Here is a 15,695-nt window from a genome sequence, read left to right on the forward strand (position 1 = left end):
AGTTTTTCCTGGCAGCCATAGCGATACGGTACCACCTGACTCCATTCCGAACTCAGAAGTGAAACGTATTAGCGCCGATGGTAGTGTGGGGCTTCCCCATGTGAGAGTAGGACACTGCCAGGTCCCAATTAAAGAAACCCGCCTAACGGCGGGTTTTTTGCTTTCTGCAGACAGAAAAATAATGGGGTCAGAGTACATTAATCCCCATTCCCCCCAGCAAAACCTCAAATTGGGGTCAGAGTACTTTATTACTTTAAACATCAGAACATAGTCATTCCCTTATCCTCCAGTGCCGCTAAATCAGAGAAATGTACTCTGACCCCATTTCTTGTGTGCTTGTGCTGTAAGCATATTTTGACTGGGAGAGATCTAGTAATAACATCTCCTTCCTATTATTTATTCGCAAAATCCTATATAAGTAATTTATCAGTGAATAAATAGGTAAAAATGTGAAACGTAAGGTTCTTTTAGGTTATTGCTTAATTCTTATTTCTTGGGCGTATTGCGCAAGCTCTGAAGAAAATTTAAAAACAGAAAAGTCTATTACGCTTGGTGTCGTTGAGTTCCCACCATTAGTGATTAAAGAACCCGACTCTTCGCGTTGTCATGGTGTAGCGATAGATGCAACTGTAGCCATATTGACTAAAATGAATTATCACGTGTTAGTTGAATGCATGCCTCCGGCCCGTTTGTTTGAACGTGTGAAGACTGGGAAGGTCGATGTCACAATTAATGTCAGAGGTACTTCAGCGTTAGATCAGAACGCTACATTTATAAACGCTCCATTTGTTTACTTAACTATTGTACTTCTACATAACGGACAACTTGCAGATGGTAAGTCAATTTCGGCAATTCGCGGCTATGACTATTTAGGGATTCGACAGGCACTTAAGCAAGAAGGTTTTGAATTTTTTGATATGCCGACAAGTAGCGACGCGATTCACCTTTTTGATGTTGGAAGAACGTCTTATCTAATTAGCTACAAACAACCCTATCAATTTTATACAGAGGTATTAGGTAGTCGATTAGTTGAGGTAAGTATTTCAGACAAATTGACCGTACCTTCCTATTTGGCAGTATCAAATCACAGCAGGTACAAAGATGAACTTGTTGATAGTTTGAATCTGGTTACTACATATATAAGTGACTCTACAATATTAGAATCCTATCGAAGTGCGAATAAATAACTCTTTCCTTACCAAGCTGCACAACTGTTGCCTATACGAATCGGGCGGCTCAGTGTCAGGCACTTCATACTTGTGTCAAATAAAAAGCTCACAGTTAATATGGGAGTGGCAGCGAATGAAAATCTTTGTTATGAGAACATAACTTCTCTGTTGCAAGCGGCTGATACGCTTTTATATAAAGCTAAATTTCGAGGTAGTGAACAAATATGTTTAGGCCAGCACTGAGCAACGATCTCGTCAGAGGATACTACTTCTCCTTTTTGCTGACACAACAGCAGCAGAACATCCATGGTTTTCGGCTCTATAGTCCTCTTAAGCTTGCCGAGAGATAGAGTATTGCTGGTTACATCGACTTGCCATTGACCTAGATAAAATTGTTGCTTCACCGCGTTTACCCTGTACTTTTTGTAGGTACTGTACTTAACTTTTCCGGTTAACTTATTGTAAAAGTATGCAGATACACTTTTGTTAATATAAAACCTTTTAATATCAATGCCATAAAAATTAATTGTAAAAAAATTAATTTTTGTGAAATATCCTTTAAGCCCACAGGGTCTTTTAAAGTACACGTGCTTACTGTACGTCAAACATGACTAATATTATTGAGGGTACATCAATGAAACAAATCAAAAAATCATCAGTAGCGACAGCGTTGGGTGCAGTTGTAATTGGCTCTTTGGCGTCAACGGTTGCAGTAGCAGATGTAAATCCATTTGGTATGCAAGCATTAGAATCTGGTTACAGCCAATTCGCTGCGGAAGGCAAGTGTGGCGAAGGAAAATGTGGCGGCGACAAAGCAGAGAAAGAAGGCAAGTGCGGCGAAGGTAAGTGTGGCGGCGACAAGAAAGCTGAAAAAGAAGGCAAGTGTGGCGAAGGTAAGTGCGGCGGAGACAAGAAAGCTGACAAAGAAGGCAAGTGCGGCGAAGGTAAGTGCGGCGGCGACAAGAAAGCTGACAAAGAAGGCAAGTGCGGCGAAGGTAAATGTGGCGGCGATAAGAAAGCTGGAAAAGAAGGAAAGTGCGGCGAAGGTAAATGCGGTAGCATGTAACCGCCATTCAAAAAACATCGTGTAGCTTGAAAAAGAATGATGAAGGCTACACGAGTTACGCTTAGCAATAAAATGGCTGTCGAATGATGGCCTTTTTTGTCTAATAACGTACGTTACTATTGTGCAATCCCATGCGGTAAAGGGGAAGATATGAAAAACATCTGTGGCGCAGGTCTTGGCTTTCGTCGGGAAATGCTAAAAGCGCTTTTACCTACATTGCCATCTGAAGTCGATTTTTGGGAAGTAGCCCCTGAAAATTGGATCCCACTTGGTGGGAAGTACCAAGAACAATTTCAGCAAGCGTCTTCGCAAGCTCCCTTTACAACTCATGGTTTATCTTTGTCTATCGGAAGTAGCGACAAACTAGATGTCGAGTTTGTAAAAACCGTTAAGCGATTTTTAGATGCAAACAATATTGCATTGTATAGCGAGCACTTAAGCTTTTGTTCTGGCAACGGGCATATGTACGATCTGATGCCAATTCCTTTTACTGAAGACGCGATTAAGCACGTAGTATCTCGAATTGTTCAAGTTCAAGATATCATCGAACGACCGCTGGTCTTAGAAAATGTCTCTTATTACATTGCGCCAGGCCAAGAGATGGATGAACTTGAATTTACCAAGAGCATACTAAATGAATCGGGTTGCAAAATGCTTCTCGACGTAAACAATGTTTACGTGAACAGTATCAACCATAAATACGATGCGAAAGCGTTCATTAACGGCTTGCCCTCAGACAAAATTGTGTATGGCCATATTGCTGGTCATTATGATGAAGCAGAGGATTTGAAAGTTGATACTCACGGGGCTGATGTCATTGAGCCAGTTTGGGCGCTGTTGGAGCATGCTTACCTTACTCACGGCGTATTTCCGACTTTGCTAGAGCGTGATTTTAATATTCCCCCGTTAAGCGAATTATTAGCGGAAGTGAAGAAAATTAAGCAAATTCAAGCAAAATGCGAAGCTGTTCAAGCATCAAACGTTAAAGGAAGTGTCGCGTGACTCAGTCATTTCAAACCACTCAAAAAACGTTCGTTGATGCGATCAAAGACCCACAGACATTTTGTGATACCGACGCTGATCACATTCGTCGTATGAAAATCTATCAATCCCTGTTTTTTAACAACATCGATAATTTCGTCAGTACCGGTTTTCCCGTTTTAAAATCTATTGTGGTAAAACAGTATGGTGAAAAAGGATGGGAGAGTATTGTGCGTCAATTTTTTATTGAGCACGAATGCCGCTCTCCTTATTTTGCTGAAATAAGTAAAGAGTTCGTTGAGTACCTTTCAACAGAGCCAAACTTCGATATTACTCTGCCTGACTTTGCTGCGGAGCTTGCTCACTATGAGTGGCTTGAGCTTGACGTTAGTATCAGAAAAAACGAAGACGACATTGAATTTTATCAACAAGGAAACAATGTTACCGCAATTAGGGTGTCACCGTATGCCTCGTTGGCGGCATATCAGTTCGAAGTCCATCTAATTGGTGAGGATTATATCCCAGAGCAACCTGCCGAAGAACAGCAGTTCTACGTTGTTTACAGAGACCGTGAGTTTGACGTTCAATTTGCTCATGTTAATCCGGTGACGGCTATTTTAGTCAACACGCTGGAACAAAATGAACTGGGAATGGAAATAGAACAATTAGCTGAGTCGTTGTGTCAACAACTTCCCCAAATTCCTTCAAACGTGCTTATAAATGGTATGAACCAGACCCTCACTGACATGTTACAAAAAGGAATACTGCTTCCAGTATCCTAAGTAACCATTACTATTTACCTGCTTTATTTTAAACTTTCGCCAGGATCTGGTCTGAAAGTGAGCGATCGATCATATTAGCGCTGTCAATCGGGCTTGCTTTCGATTAACATTTAGCACCATTTTTTTGTTCACAAAATTGTTTAGGTAGTGCAAATGGCTGACAATTCAGATTTCAAAGAAGTCTATAACAAGTGGTACTTTCTAGCATCGCTAGTAACTCTAATCGCGTTCCCGTTGATGCATATCATCGCCGGCTGGTTCACCTTCTGGTTATAACGCAGACATTCAAGGCATAATTGTGACTGCAGAATATATTAAATCAGTAGTGAAAACCGTACCTGACTATCCAAAGCCAGGTATTTTATTTAGAGATGTGACCAGCGTTTTAGAAGATCACAAAGCATTTAGTAGCTGTATCTCGTTACTTGTAGAAAAGTATCAAGGTATGGGATTTACCAAGATAGCAGGTACTGAAGCACGCGGGTTCCTTTTTGGTGCGCCATTGGCCATCGAAATGGGCATTGGTTTTGTTCCAGTGAGAAAACCCAACAAACTTCCTCGTGAAGTAGTTAGCGAGAGCTACGAGCTTGAATATGGCATGGATACATTGGAAATCCATAAGGATGCCATTGAGCCAGGTGATAAAGTCCTTCTTATTGACGATTTACTTGCAACTGGTGGAACGATAGCCGCTTCTGCGAAACTAATTCGTTCACTAGGCGGTGAAGTAAACCATGCAGGTTTTGTTATTAACTTACCGGACCTAGGTGGCGAGAAGAAATTGAGTACGCTTGATATAGAAAGCTACTCTATTTGTGAGTTTGAAGGCGAATAATCGCTATAAAGCATAACTAGCAAAAGGCGAAATACGTAATAATGAGTTATCAGGTACTAGCAAGGAAGTGGCGGCCGGGCAAGTTCAGTGAACTTGTGGGTCAGGAACATGTTGTCTCTGCCATTTCAAATGCTTTGGATAACGATCGTCTACACCACGCTTATCTGTTTACAGGTACGCGAGGCGTAGGTAAAACTACCATTGCACGTATTTTTTCGAAAAGCCTTAACTGCGAAGAAGGACAAGGGGCAAACCCTTGCGGTCAATGTAACACCTGTAAAGAGATAGAGCAGGGGAACTACGTTGATTTGTTAGAGATTGACGCTGCATCAAGAACCAAAGTTGAGGATACTCGCGAGCTTCTTGATAACGTGCAATACAAACCCACTCGCGGGCGTTACAAAGTGTACCTTATCGATGAGGTACACATGCTTTCAAAACACAGCTTTAATGCGCTGTTAAAAACGCTGGAAGAGCCACCTCCACACGTTAAGTTCTTACTGGCGACCACCGATCCTCAAAAGCTTCCGATAACCATCTTATCCCGTTGCTTGCAGTTTAACTTGAAAGCCATGTCTCGGGAGCAGATTGTTGGACAGCTGCAGCATATTTTAGAGCATGAACAGCTGCCTTTTGAGCCACAAGCGCTAGCGCTTTTGGCAAGAGCCGCCCAAGGCAGTATGCGTGATGCGCTGAGTTTAACTGACCAAGCGATTGCACAGGGTGGAAATCAAGTGCTGGCATCGGTGGTAACCGATATGCTGGGGCTGATGGACAAGAACCAGTTGCTTAAAGTGGTTCATGCTGTGGTAAGTAAAAGTCCTGCTGATGTATTGCAGTTGGTCAATGACATCGCAGAGCAAGCCCCCGATTATGACAACGTACACAGCGAATTGGCTAGCCTGCTGCACCAAATAGCATTAACGCAATGGGTGCCTGAAGCATGTAAGCTAGAAACCACATCGGCTAAAGCGATATTTAAATTAGCGAAAACTATTCCAGCTGAGCAAGTGCAGCTGCTTTATCAGATTGCACTGCAAGGAAGAAAAGACTTACCGTTTGCTGCGGATGGAAAAAGTGCGTTTGAAATGACATTGATGCGAATGATGTCGTTTGCTCCAAATACCCCCATCGACGACACGGCAAGTGAAATTGAAAACGGGAGGAGTGAGCATAGTTTACCTGTAGATCATGCTTCTTCCAGTGGTGGCCCGGGAAACGTCGGTAAGCAGGAGGAAGCGCCGTTAAGCGAAACTTCTGCAACCAATGTGCAGGAGGAGACGCCTTCACATCTATCGGTTGAATCTACCTCTGAACAGTCGTTAGAAAGTGCACCATCTACCCCAGATTCACTTGCTACATCAATAATTGAAAAAGAGCAGCAAGAACAATCGACGTCTCCATTTGAATCACAGCAAGAGCAGGAACACGCAGCCGCTGATGAAAGCGAGTTGAGTGGAAGTGATACTCTGTCGGCGCTACCTCATGCAGAGTCAGGTGCAACGACAACTCAAACAACAGCACTTGAGCGTGATGCTTCACATGATCATGAATCCGTAAAGTCAGCTCCAACTTCGTCTATTGAAGAACTACCCGTAGAAAACACCGCGGTACAAGCGGTACAAACAGAAAGCGTTGCTGCAGAGCTTGAACCAACGCCAAGTGAAGTCAGTGCGCCCCATAACGAAGCCGCGCAACATTTCGATGGACCTCCGTTAGATGCGTACATGGACGATATGCCACCTCCGTCAGAAGATGATGGCTCCTTAGGTTTTGAAGGTTTTCATAACGCTGAGGGTTTTCATAACGCTGAGGGCTCTCATAACGCCAAAGGCTCTGACAAAAACAGCGAGTCGTTGGCACACGAGAACGAACCGTCCTCGTTAACCGCCGAAGAGCAGCTGACTTCTACGGCTGATATGTTGGCACTTCGTCAAAAGTTAAAGCAAAGAAAAGCACAAGACGCAGAGGCAAAAAGTACAAGCGCAGCAAATGCTAAGACCGAAAGTGCAAGTGATATTCAAGCGCGCTTTACCAGAAGTAAAGCCGAGGCTTTGAGTACTTCACAAACTGCACATGGAGTTAACAAGGGTAGCGATAATAGTGCAGGGCAGGCTAGCGCTGATAACGAAATCAAGAGGGGCGATTTAAACCCCGTTGGGCATGAAAACAGCCGTGAGCTGCAAGACCATAGCCCTGAGCCGCTAAATAATAGCCCAGAGCGTAGAGAGAACAGCCCGGAGCGTATAGATAACGGCTCAGAACATAAAGATAATAGTGTTGCGCGCGGTGACACTCCTCAACTGGAAAGTACAAATTCAGGCTCGTCCTTAGGTAATACTTTCGCGCATTCTTCTGACGCTATGCATACTAGCGAGTCAGAAAAGAATCATTCTAGCTCAAACCATACGAGCGATTTCTCGCTTGATGAATTTGAAGAGGATATGCCTTTTTCAAATGACGAATCTGAGGCGCAATCAAACTCGGAAACACCGGTTGAGGATATGCCACCTTGGGCTACTGATTACGATAATCAACCATCTCAACACGTTGAAGGTGCTGACTATGTTGAAGCTCCCTCAGATAGCAGCTCCAATTACGGCAATTCCCCAGAGCAAATGGAAAGTGCGGGAGATCGGTCTTTTGCACGGGATGCTCTAAATTTTGATACGCCGCTTAGCAGTACCTATGACGGGCAGTTAAAAGCGTACTTAAATGACGGAAGCAAATTAACTCACGCTAGCCAAATTGACGAATGGAGCAATCTAGTTGAGCAAATGCCGGTTGCTGGTCTACTCAAACAATTGGTGCTGCACGCATCATTTTCTCGAGCGGGCAATCAAGTGTCCCTTGAAATTGACCATAGTCAGACGCATTTATTAAATGATAGTGCGAAAAAGCAATTGGTTGATGCAATCCATCATGGGTTGGGTGAAAACGTTGAAGTAAATATCACGTTAGGTGAACCAGCATCTACACCTTTTGCGTTACAACAAGAGATTCATGCCATGCGCCATGCGCATGCACACTCGGTGATTAAAACCGACGATACAATTCAAGCATTGCTATCGACTTTCGATGCGTCAGTGCTAACCGATTCGGTTAAAGCGCGATAGCAGAATTATTAACACCAAAACGAAGCGAGACAAAAATTATGTTTAAAGGTGGAATGGGCAATATCATGAAGCAGGCGCAGCAAATGCAAGAGCGCATGCAAAAAGCACAAGACGACCTAGCCAAAATTGAAGTAACAGGTGAAGCGGGTGCAGGCATGGTTAAAGTAACCATGACGTGCAACCACAACGTGCGTCGTGTAGACATTGATGAGTCATTGATGGACGACGACAAAGATATGGTTGAAGATTTGGTTGCTGCAGCATTTAACGACGCGGTACGTCGAGTTCAAGAAACTAGCAAAGAGAAGATGGGTGATGTAACTGGCGGAATGCCATTACCTCCTGGCTTCAAAATGCCGTTTTAAATAATTATGTAAAGCTAGAAGCGAAACAGCTTGCAAGTATTTTGCGAGTGAAATCATAGAAAATTGCCGGCAACACGCCGGCGATTTTTATTGAAAATCTAAAATTTTGCCGATGGTCAGGCCAATGCGTTGCGCATTACTTTTCTATAAATGCTTGTTCGATTACATAATGCCCCTGACGGCGCGAGTTAGCTTTCGCGAAGCCCTTGTCGTCTAGCATAGACATAAGGTCTTGTAGCATGTTGTCGTTGCCACATAGCATGAATCTGTCATTTTCAATGTCTAATTCAGGCATACCTATATCATCCAGCAACTTTCCGCTTTCAATTAGCTTCGTTATCCGTCCTTCGTGAGCGATACCGTTTTTCTCATAACTTTCTCTCGTAACAGTAGGATAGTAAATGAGTTTTTCACGCACTTCGTCACCGTAATAAGGGTTGTTAGGAAGTTGGTGCTCAATTTCGTTTTGATAGGCAAGTTCAGAGCGCCAACGCGTTCCGTGAACTAATATAATTTTTTCAAAGCTTTCATAAATGAAAGGATCTCTGATAATACTCATAAATGGTGCTAGACCTGTACCAGTGCTGAGCAAATAAAGATGTTTTCCGGGTAACAAGAAACCAGGCACGAGCGTACCTGTAGGCCTAACATTAATCATTACCTGGTCACCAGGTGCTATATTTTGAAGGCGAGAAGTAAGCGCACCATCTGGCACCTTAATACTAAAAAATTCCAATTCCTCATCATAATTTGGGCTTGCGATGCTGTAGGCCCTCATCAGTGGCTTACCATCTACTTCAAGACCAATCATAACGAATTGACCACTTTCAAAACGAAAAGATGATTCTCTCGTTGTTTTGAAACTAAACAGAGTGTCATTCCAATGGTGAACTTGGGTTACGGTTGCGTTTATAAGATTTCGCATTCGTTTTCCTACTTACTTAGTCATCAAGCCATGCTGCCATTCTCGCACACTTTACAATATGATAATAGTTATCATTAACGTTTGTGGTGTCGGTATACGCACGTAAAATCTAACGTGCTATCAGTTTTAAATAAGTATTTTTAGCAATAGTTCAACCAGGCCTTTCTTCCGTAACATTAAAACACTGTCACATTCAGTCATTTAGCTTGCGCATAGCAAAGGAACACAAATAATAGAATGTGGCAGTTCGAAATGAGGGAGGACGCTGTGTTAGCAAAAATGTTAAAACGCTTTCAGGCCCAACGTGATTGTGCCGTCGAAAACCCGTCTATCAATAATACCGCTGTATCCCTTTGGAAGGACACAGGCCAAGTCTACTATCTAGAGAACACGCTAAAGCTTACTTATCAGTCCAACGCGGGAAAGATAACAATTGAAAAGCTCTCAATGACGTCTTTACCTCAAGTTCTTGCTGAGCTTCAAGCATTGGATACCGTCTCAACGCTAGCGCGAAAGGAAACTGCTAATCAGGTGGATGCATTTAGTGTTAGTGTGTGTGGTGTAACTTGGCAAACCGCAGACAATGGTCAGAGCATCCGTATTAAAGCGCTTCCAGAAGCTGCTACTCTGCGCAGCCCTACTGCCTGCTTCACAAAGTCTCAAGCAATTTTCAAACACGCCTTTATGCTTGAACATGATGACTTACTCACACCTGCATCATTGAGTAAGCCCGGGATCTTTACATACAATCGGATATCGTTAAATGATTTCATTAGTCAGTTAGCGCTGGCTAACGAAAAGTTAGCAAATGGGCAAAAAGCTACAGTGAGCGTTGGTCACCAGAATTTTGAAACTGCATTTACTGACCATGAGCAGTCAATCATTGAAAAATTCATAAAGCACGATGAAACCGTATTCAATAAAGATGGACGTCAACGTCTACTTACTGATAAAGGTTAGGCTTGTTTTCAGCATGATACGTTGATAATTATGGGCTGATACACAGCTTACAAATATTGAGCGCATGCCCAACTCATCGACATTAACAGTAAAATCTCATTTAACCGTTGTTCCGTAGAAAAAGTGTCCCAAATAGTTGAATGATCGTTGTATCATTGCGTTTTTTATCTTTCAGAAAACTCAACGTGTTCAGTTAACCGCTAATCGCGAAAGTTAACTCGTTAAAATAGAGGTTTTAGTAGTGCTAAGGAAAGGCTTAGTTATCACCACGGTTATTTTACTACCCATCGCAACCGTGTTGTTTTTTATGAGTATTCACGACCTGTTTAAAATGAAAACAGTAACGGTCGACCCGAAGCTTAAGGAAATTTCAGGTATAGAATACGATAAATACAAAAGGCTTTGGGCCATTAACGACAGTGGCGATGGACCTATCCTTTATATGCTCAATAAAGATGGAACTATTGAGAGGGAAGTGACAGTTACAAATGCCAAAAACGTCGACTGGGAAGATATGACACAAAACAGTTTCGGTCATTTCTTTTTAGGAGACTTCGGTAACAATGACAACAAGCGACGCTGGTTAACGATTTATAAAATTGAAAACCCCATTGACATAAAAACCGATACCACAGAAGCAGAAATCATTAAGTTTACTTACCCGGAAATGGGAAAAGGAAAAGTAAAACCGAAAGACAAGAACTACGATTTGGAAGCGTTCGTGGAGTACAAGCGTAACCTCTACCTGTTTACAAAAAATAGAACAAAACCCTTCGATGGCATCACCAAGTTGTATAAGGTGGGGGACCATGCCGCTAACTTTGACGCACAGCTCATCGGCGAATTTAAAACCTGTACCACCCTTGAAAAGTTATGCTGGATCACATCGGCTGCAATAAGCCCTGATAGGACTAAACTGGTGCTGTTAGATTCAACAAGCCTGTGGTTATTTGAAAATTTTGAAGGCGATAACTTCTTCAGTGGCGATGTGTCGCGTATTGATTTAGGCGTAGTCACACAAAAAGAGGCAGTGACGTTTTATGACGACAACACGCTGGTTTTCACCGATGAAGAGTACAAGGGGTTATTTGGGGGCAACATTTATGAAGTTAAGCTCGACCAAGCAAAGCGGAACGTGATTAAATACCGCGAAAGCTCGAATCAAAAAGAAAAAGCACCAAAGCAGTAAATACTATGAAGTTCAGTCCGCTACTCTCAGAATTAATTCAGGCACTAACGTGTCTTCCCGGCGTTGGCAACAAGAGCGCTCAGCGTATGGCATTCCACCTATTAGAGCGTAATCGTACTGGGGCAATTGATTTAAGCAACGTATTACACAATGCCATGGAGCATATTCATCATTGTAAGCGCTGCAGAACATTTACTGAAGACGAGCTATGTGACATTTGTCGTCACCCTGAAAGAGAAGCAAGTGGCTTGTTATGTATTGTTGAAAGCCCACAAGACGTACTAGCAATCGAACAAACCTTAAGTTACAAGGGGCAGTATTTTGTGCTTATGGGTCATTTGTCTCCTATTGACGGCGTTGGGCCAGAAGAAATTGGTCTTACTGAGCTTGAGGCTCGTCTTGCCGCAGGTGGGATAAATGAAGTTATCCTCGCCACAAACCCGACAGTAGAGGGGGAGGCCACGGCACATTATATCGCTCAACTTTGTGCGAGTCATAACGTTGATGCGTCTCGAATTGCCCACGGCGTGCCGGTTGGGGGAGAGCTCGAGTATATTGATGGTAATACTCTCACCCACGCATTTTCGGGTCGCCGCAAACTATAGTACTGTAAATTGGGGTATACCCATTCTTAGTAATTAAAACACTCAACGTGGGTCTGCATCTGGCGGGCCTACGTCACGTTCTCTCTTATCGCTCGCCCACAAAATACTCAACATCAAACTTTATTGAAGACAAATCTCCTTATAAAAAATAAATTTTCGTTCTAAACGTTGAAAAGTGCGTTGAGCGACCTTACCTGTTTAACATCAAACGTGATCCATTCAACGAGGAGATATTGGATTATGGCTGAAGCAGCCCAAAAAGAAACCCACGGTTTTCAAACAGAAGTAAAACAGCTTCTTCATCTGATGATTCACTCTTTGTATTCAAACAAAGAAATTTTTCTACGTGAGTTAGTGTCAAACGCGGCAGATGCTGCGGATAAGTTACGCTTTCGTGCGCTAGAAAATGACAGTCTTTACGAAAACGATGGCGAGTTAAACGTAAAGCTTAGCGTCGATAAAGAAGCAAATACCGTCACCATTACCGATAACGGTATTGGTATGACTCGCGATGAAGTCATTGCGAACTTGGGTACAATTGCTAAGTCAGGCACTAAAGACTTCTTTAGCAAACTTTCTGGCGATAGCGCTAAAGACTCACAACTCATTGGCCAGTTCGGTGTTGGCTTTTACTCTGCGTTCATCGTAGCTGACAAAGTAACGGTGCGAACTCGTGCTGCTGGTGCAGATGCATCGCAAGGTGTTGAGTGGATTTCAGACGGTGAAGGTGAATTCACTATTGCCGAAATCAACAAGCCTACACGCGGCACCGAGATTACGCTTCACCTACGCGAAGACGAAAAAGAATTTGCTGATGCATGGCGTTTACGCTCTATCGTAAGTAAGTATTCTGATCACATCAGTATTCCTGTGCAGATGTGGAAAGATGAAGTGCCTGAAAGTGAAGGCCCTGATGGCGAAAAAATTGAAGGCCAGCCTGGTGAATGGGAAGTTGTAAACAAAGCCACCGCTCTTTGGACTCGTGAAAAGTCTGAGATTACTGATGATGAGTATAACGAATTCTACAAGCATATCTCTCATGACTTTGCTGATCCTCTTGCATGGGCGCATAACAAAGTAGAGGGTAAAACAGAATATACAAGTTTATTGTATATCCCTTCTAAAGCGCCGTTTGATATGTGGAATCGCGACCAAAGTCATGGTCTTAAGCTTTACGTTCAACGCGTTTTCATTATGGACGACGCCGAACAGTTCATGCCTACTTATCTACGTTTTGTTAAAGGTTTGCTAGACAGCAATGATCTTCCGCTTAACGTGTCTCGTGAAATTCTACAGGACAATAAGATAACGCAAGCGCTACGCCAAGGTTGTACTAAGCGCGTATTACAGATGCTTGAAAAAATGGCGAAGAACGACAATGAAAAATATCAGTCGTTCTGGAATGAATTCGGCAACGTGTTAAAAGAAGGGCCGGCTGAAGATTTCAGTAACCGCGAGAAAATTGCTGGCTTGCTACGCTTCTCTTCTACACACGGTGAGTCTGATGCACAAACCGTATCATTAGCTGACTATATTGAGCGAATGAAAGAAGGCCAGGATAAGATTTACTATGTGACAGCAGATAGCTTGCAAGCTGCCAAGTCTAGTCCTCACCTTGAGATTTTCCGCAAGAAAGGAATTGAAGTGCTATTGATGGGCGAGCGCATTGACGAATGGTTAATGTCTCACCTTACTGAGTTTAACGAGAAGCAGTTTGTCTCAATTGCGAAAGGAAACTTAGATTTAGGCGACTTAGAAGACGAAGAGTCTAAGAAGGCGCAAGAAGAAGCAGAAAAGCAAGTTGAAGGTGTTCTTGAGCGAGCTAAAACTGCACTTGGCGATAAGGTTGTAGACGTTAAATTTACTCATCGCTTAACAGATTCACCTGCGGTCATCGTAGCAGATGACAATGGCATGACTACGCAAATGATGAAGCTTATGCAGGCAGCAGGGCAGACCGTGCCAGACGTGAAGTATCACTTTGAACTTAACCCTGAGCATAGCTTGGTGAAGCTGCTGGCGGATACCCAAGATGAAGAGCTGTTTAATCAGTGGGTAGGCGTATTGTTTGATCAAGCTGCACTGTCAGAACAGGGGAGCTTGAAAGACCCATCTAGTTTTGTACAGAACTTGAACACACTTCTAATGAAGTTAGCTAAATAAAGCAATAAACCATTAGGTTTACATTTAAAAACGGGCGTAATGCCCGTTTTTTTATTTCTACGACTAACAAAAGTAAGTTTAGCCATTTTATTGTGCTATATTTTGGCGGTCTAAAATTTCAAGTTAATCATATTAAGAGTTAGCTTATTCATCTTAAATAAGATGAGTTACTGAATGGGTGTAGGCGCAAATTTACAAAAGTGCCTATAAGCTGAACATATATTCGCCATTAGTCTTAAGATTAACTTTACGGTACTGCTTACACTTGTCACCCCAGTGTTGAATGTGTAAAGTGCCCGAAGTAAAAAGTTTAAAAATCATAAGCGGAGAACGCACTCATGCGAATCATTCTTCTCGGCGCTCCTGGCGCGGGTAAGGGCACACAAGCTCAGTTTTTAATGGGCAAATATGGCATTCCACAAATTTCAACGGGCGACATGCTTCGTGCTGCAATTAAAGCAGGTACAGAGCTAGGCCTTGAAGCAAAGCGTGTAATGGATGAAGGCAAACTAGTATCTGATGAGATCATCATTGGCCTAGTAAAAGAGCGTATTGCACAAGATGACTGTAAAGACGGTTTCTTGTTAGACGGTTTCCCTCGCACTATTCCTCAGGCTGACGCAATGAAAGAAGCAGGTGTCACTGTTGATCATTGCATCGAGTTTGACGTTCCTGATGATGTAATCGTAGAACGTATGGGTGGTCGTCGTGTACACCCTGCATCAGGTCGCGTTTACCACGTTGTTTACAACCCACCAAAGGTGGAAGGTAAAGACAATGAAACAGGCGATGACCTTATCGTTCGTGATGACGATAAAGAAGAAACAGTGCGCAAGCGTCTTGCGATTTACCATGAGCAAACAAAGCCGCTTGTGAACTACTACAGCGCTGAAGCGGAAGCTGGAAACTGTGAGTACCACAAGCTTGACGGTACGCGCCCAGTTGAAGAAGTGAGTGCTGAACTTGCTGAACGTTTAGGTTAATTGCCAACAACGTCAACAAAAGGTCGCTTAGGCGGCCTTTTTTGTTGCTTGTAACTTATTAGTGGATAACGTTTAATGACAACCATGAATGTTGAATTAAGCGCTGATTAATACAACGCGATATAACTAGAACATGTGGAGTAGACCATGGTTTTGCCAATCACGGCGTTTTACGCCAGCTTACTGGGTATTTGCTACCTGTATTTGTCGTTTTTAGTCATTGGCGCCAGACGTCGCCATCAAGTGGGAATTGGCGATGGTGGTCACGAAGACCTGAGTCGTTTGACAAGAGCACATGGCAACTTTAGCGAGTACGTACCCATCACCCTTATTATGATAGCGTGTTTTGAAGCTAATACTGGCCAAGTGTGGGCTGTTCACGCATTGGGGAGCGCACTGTTATTTGGCCGTGTATTACATGCCTATGGCTTAGGTCGTCACTCAGGCGTTAGCTGGCAGCGCTTCGCGGGTATGATCCTGACTTTCCTTGCTATGCTGTGTGCAGCAATAGGTAATTTGGTGCTCATTCATTTCGGATTGTAAGCGTTGCAAAAAA

General features: G+C 43.1%; 15 protein-coding genes, 1 rRNA gene and 1 pseudogene. 15 read left to right on the plus strand and 2 right to left on the minus strand.

The window, feature by feature from the left end:
- The first annotated feature begins 7 nt into the window (after window positions 1–7).
- Window positions 8–123 (plus strand): 5S ribosomal RNA (gene rrf / locus MHN00_RS15905).
- 326 nt (window positions 124–449) lie between these two features.
- Window positions 450–1,187 (plus strand): transporter substrate-binding domain-containing protein, encoded by a 738-nt coding sequence (locus tag MHN00_RS15910; protein ID WP_239301756.1) that lies wholly within the window; start codon window positions 450–452, stop codon window positions 1,185–1,187.
- 212 nt (window positions 1,188–1,399) lie between these two features.
- On the opposite strand, the pseudogene MHN00_RS15915 reads toward MHN00_RS15910, so the two are convergent.
- Window positions 1,400–1,756, minus strand: a pseudogene (locus MHN00_RS15915) (transcriptional regulator); the annotation flags it as partial.
- 47 nt (window positions 1,757–1,803) lie between these two features.
- On the opposite strand from MHN00_RS15915, the gene MHN00_RS15920 reads away from it, so the two are divergent.
- The 7 genes from MHN00_RS15920 to MHN00_RS15945 all read left to right on the plus strand — a co-directional run bounded on the left by MHN00_RS15920 (window position 1,804) and on the right by MHN00_RS15945 (window position 8,314).
- On the plus strand, window positions 1,804–2,235 hold the full coding sequence (locus MHN00_RS15920; protein WP_014976963.1) for a hypothetical protein: 432 nt from the start codon (window positions 1,804–1,806) through the stop codon (window positions 2,233–2,235).
- Window positions 2,236–2,385: 150 nt separating this feature from the next.
- Window positions 2,386–3,237, plus strand: coding sequence for a DUF692 domain-containing protein (locus tag MHN00_RS15925; RefSeq protein WP_039225174.1), 852 nt, complete (start codon window positions 2,386–2,388; stop codon window positions 3,235–3,237).
- Complete coding sequence (locus tag MHN00_RS15930) at window positions 3,234–3,998, plus strand: putative DNA-binding domain-containing protein (RefSeq protein WP_239301758.1); 765 nt, start codon at window positions 3,234–3,236, stop codon at window positions 3,996–3,998. The genes MHN00_RS15925 and MHN00_RS15930 overlap by 4 nt, the downstream gene beginning before the upstream one ends.
- A 153-nt stretch (window positions 3,999–4,151) precedes the next feature.
- Window positions 4,152–4,274 carry a hypothetical protein gene (locus MHN00_RS20500; protein ID WP_256253717.1) on the plus strand — a complete coding sequence of 41 codons (123 nt, stop codon included), beginning with the start codon at window positions 4,152–4,154 and terminating at the stop codon, window positions 4,272–4,274.
- Between the two features lie 22 nt (window positions 4,275–4,296).
- On the plus strand, window positions 4,297–4,833 hold the full coding sequence (gene apt, locus MHN00_RS15935; protein WP_014950051.1) for an adenine phosphoribosyltransferase: 537 nt from the start codon (window positions 4,297–4,299) through the stop codon (window positions 4,831–4,833).
- A gap of 41 nt (window positions 4,834–4,874) precedes the next feature.
- Window positions 4,875–7,949: a DNA polymerase III subunit gamma/tau gene (dnaX, locus tag MHN00_RS15940; RefSeq protein ID WP_239301760.1), complete on the plus strand. Its 3,075-nt coding sequence runs from the start codon at window positions 4,875–4,877 to the stop codon at window positions 7,947–7,949.
- 38 nt (window positions 7,950–7,987) lie between these two features.
- Window positions 7,988–8,314 carry a YbaB/EbfC family nucleoid-associated protein gene (locus MHN00_RS15945; protein ID WP_014950049.1) on the plus strand — a complete coding sequence of 109 codons (327 nt, stop codon included), beginning with the start codon at window positions 7,988–7,990 and terminating at the stop codon, window positions 8,312–8,314.
- A gap of 136 nt (window positions 8,315–8,450) precedes the next feature.
- Here the strand turns inward: MHN00_RS15945 and MHN00_RS15950 are convergent, their stop codons facing one another.
- On the minus strand, window positions 8,451–9,239 hold the full coding sequence (locus MHN00_RS15950) for a ferredoxin--NADP reductase (RefSeq protein WP_239301762.1): 789 nt from the start codon (window positions 9,237–9,239) through the stop codon (window positions 8,451–8,453).
- Window positions 9,240–9,506: 267 nt separating this feature from the next.
- Between MHN00_RS15950 and MHN00_RS15955 the strand changes: the two genes are divergently transcribed.
- From MHN00_RS15955 to MHN00_RS15980, 6 genes are all read left to right on the plus strand, one after another.
- The gene (locus tag MHN00_RS15955) at window positions 9,507–10,199 is read left to right on the plus strand and encodes a hypothetical protein (RefSeq protein WP_232300868.1); all 693 of its coding nucleotides are present in this window, start codon (window positions 9,507–9,509) and stop codon (window positions 10,197–10,199) included.
- A gap of 241 nt (window positions 10,200–10,440) precedes the next feature.
- Window positions 10,441–11,388: a hypothetical protein gene (locus MHN00_RS15960; RefSeq protein ID WP_014950046.1), complete on the plus strand. Its 948-nt coding sequence runs from the start codon at window positions 10,441–10,443 to the stop codon at window positions 11,386–11,388.
- A gap of 5 nt (window positions 11,389–11,393) precedes the next feature.
- Entirely contained in the window at window positions 11,394–11,993 is a 600-nt protein-coding gene (gene recR / locus MHN00_RS15965) for a recombination mediator RecR (RefSeq protein ID WP_014950045.1), read from the plus strand.
- Between the two features lie 240 nt (window positions 11,994–12,233).
- Window positions 12,234–14,156, plus strand: coding sequence for a molecular chaperone HtpG (gene htpG / locus MHN00_RS15970; protein WP_039236292.1), 1,923 nt, complete (start codon window positions 12,234–12,236; stop codon window positions 14,154–14,156).
- A 338-nt stretch (window positions 14,157–14,494) separates the two neighbouring features.
- Window positions 14,495–15,139: an adenylate kinase gene (gene adk, locus MHN00_RS15975; protein WP_014950043.1), complete on the plus strand. Its 645-nt coding sequence runs from the start codon at window positions 14,495–14,497 to the stop codon at window positions 15,137–15,139.
- A 147-nt stretch (window positions 15,140–15,286) separates the two neighbouring features.
- Window positions 15,287–15,682 (plus strand): MAPEG family protein, encoded by a 396-nt coding sequence (locus tag MHN00_RS15980; RefSeq protein ID WP_014976958.1) that lies wholly within the window; start codon window positions 15,287–15,289, stop codon window positions 15,680–15,682.
- Window positions 15,683–15,695: the final 13 nt, after the last annotated feature.

Source organism: Alteromonas sp. Cnat2-8 (assembly GCF_022348355.1).
In the GTDB taxonomy this organism is placed as follows: Bacteria; Pseudomonadota; Gammaproteobacteria; order Enterobacterales; family Alteromonadaceae; genus Alteromonas; species Alteromonas macleodii.

Bases quoted from the DNA above. Each gene is read 5' to 3' on its own strand.
- MHN00_RS15920 (WP_014976963.1), top strand. From the start codon at position 1,804: ATGAAACAAATCAAAAAATCATCAGTAGCGACAGCGTTGGGTGCAGTT.
- MHN00_RS15925 (WP_039225174.1), top strand. From the start codon at position 2,386: ATGAAAAACATCTGTGGCGCAGGTCTTGGCTTTCGTCGGGAAATGCTA.
- MHN00_RS20500 (WP_256253717.1), top strand. From the start codon at position 4,152: ATGGCTGACAATTCAGATTTCAAAGAAGTCTATAACAAGTGGTACTTT.
- dnaX (WP_239301760.1), top strand. From the start codon at position 4,875: ATGAGTTATCAGGTACTAGCAAGGAAGTGGCGGCCGGGCAAGTTCAGT.
- MHN00_RS15945 (WP_014950049.1), top strand. From the start codon at position 7,988: ATGTTTAAAGGTGGAATGGGCAATATCATGAAGCAGGCGCAGCAAATG.
- MHN00_RS15950 (WP_239301762.1), bottom strand. From the start codon at position 9,239: ATGCGAAATCTTATAAACGCAACCGTAACCCAAGTTCACCATTGGAAT.
- recR (WP_014950045.1), top strand. From the start codon at position 11,394: ATGAAGTTCAGTCCGCTACTCTCAGAATTAATTCAGGCACTAACGTGT.
- htpG (WP_039236292.1), top strand. From the start codon at position 12,234: ATGGCTGAAGCAGCCCAAAAAGAAACCCACGGTTTTCAAACAGAAGTA.
- adk (WP_014950043.1), top strand. From the start codon at position 14,495: ATGCGAATCATTCTTCTCGGCGCTCCTGGCGCGGGTAAGGGCACACAA.
- MHN00_RS15980 (WP_014976958.1), top strand. From the start codon at position 15,287: ATGGTTTTGCCAATCACGGCGTTTTACGCCAGCTTACTGGGTATTTGC.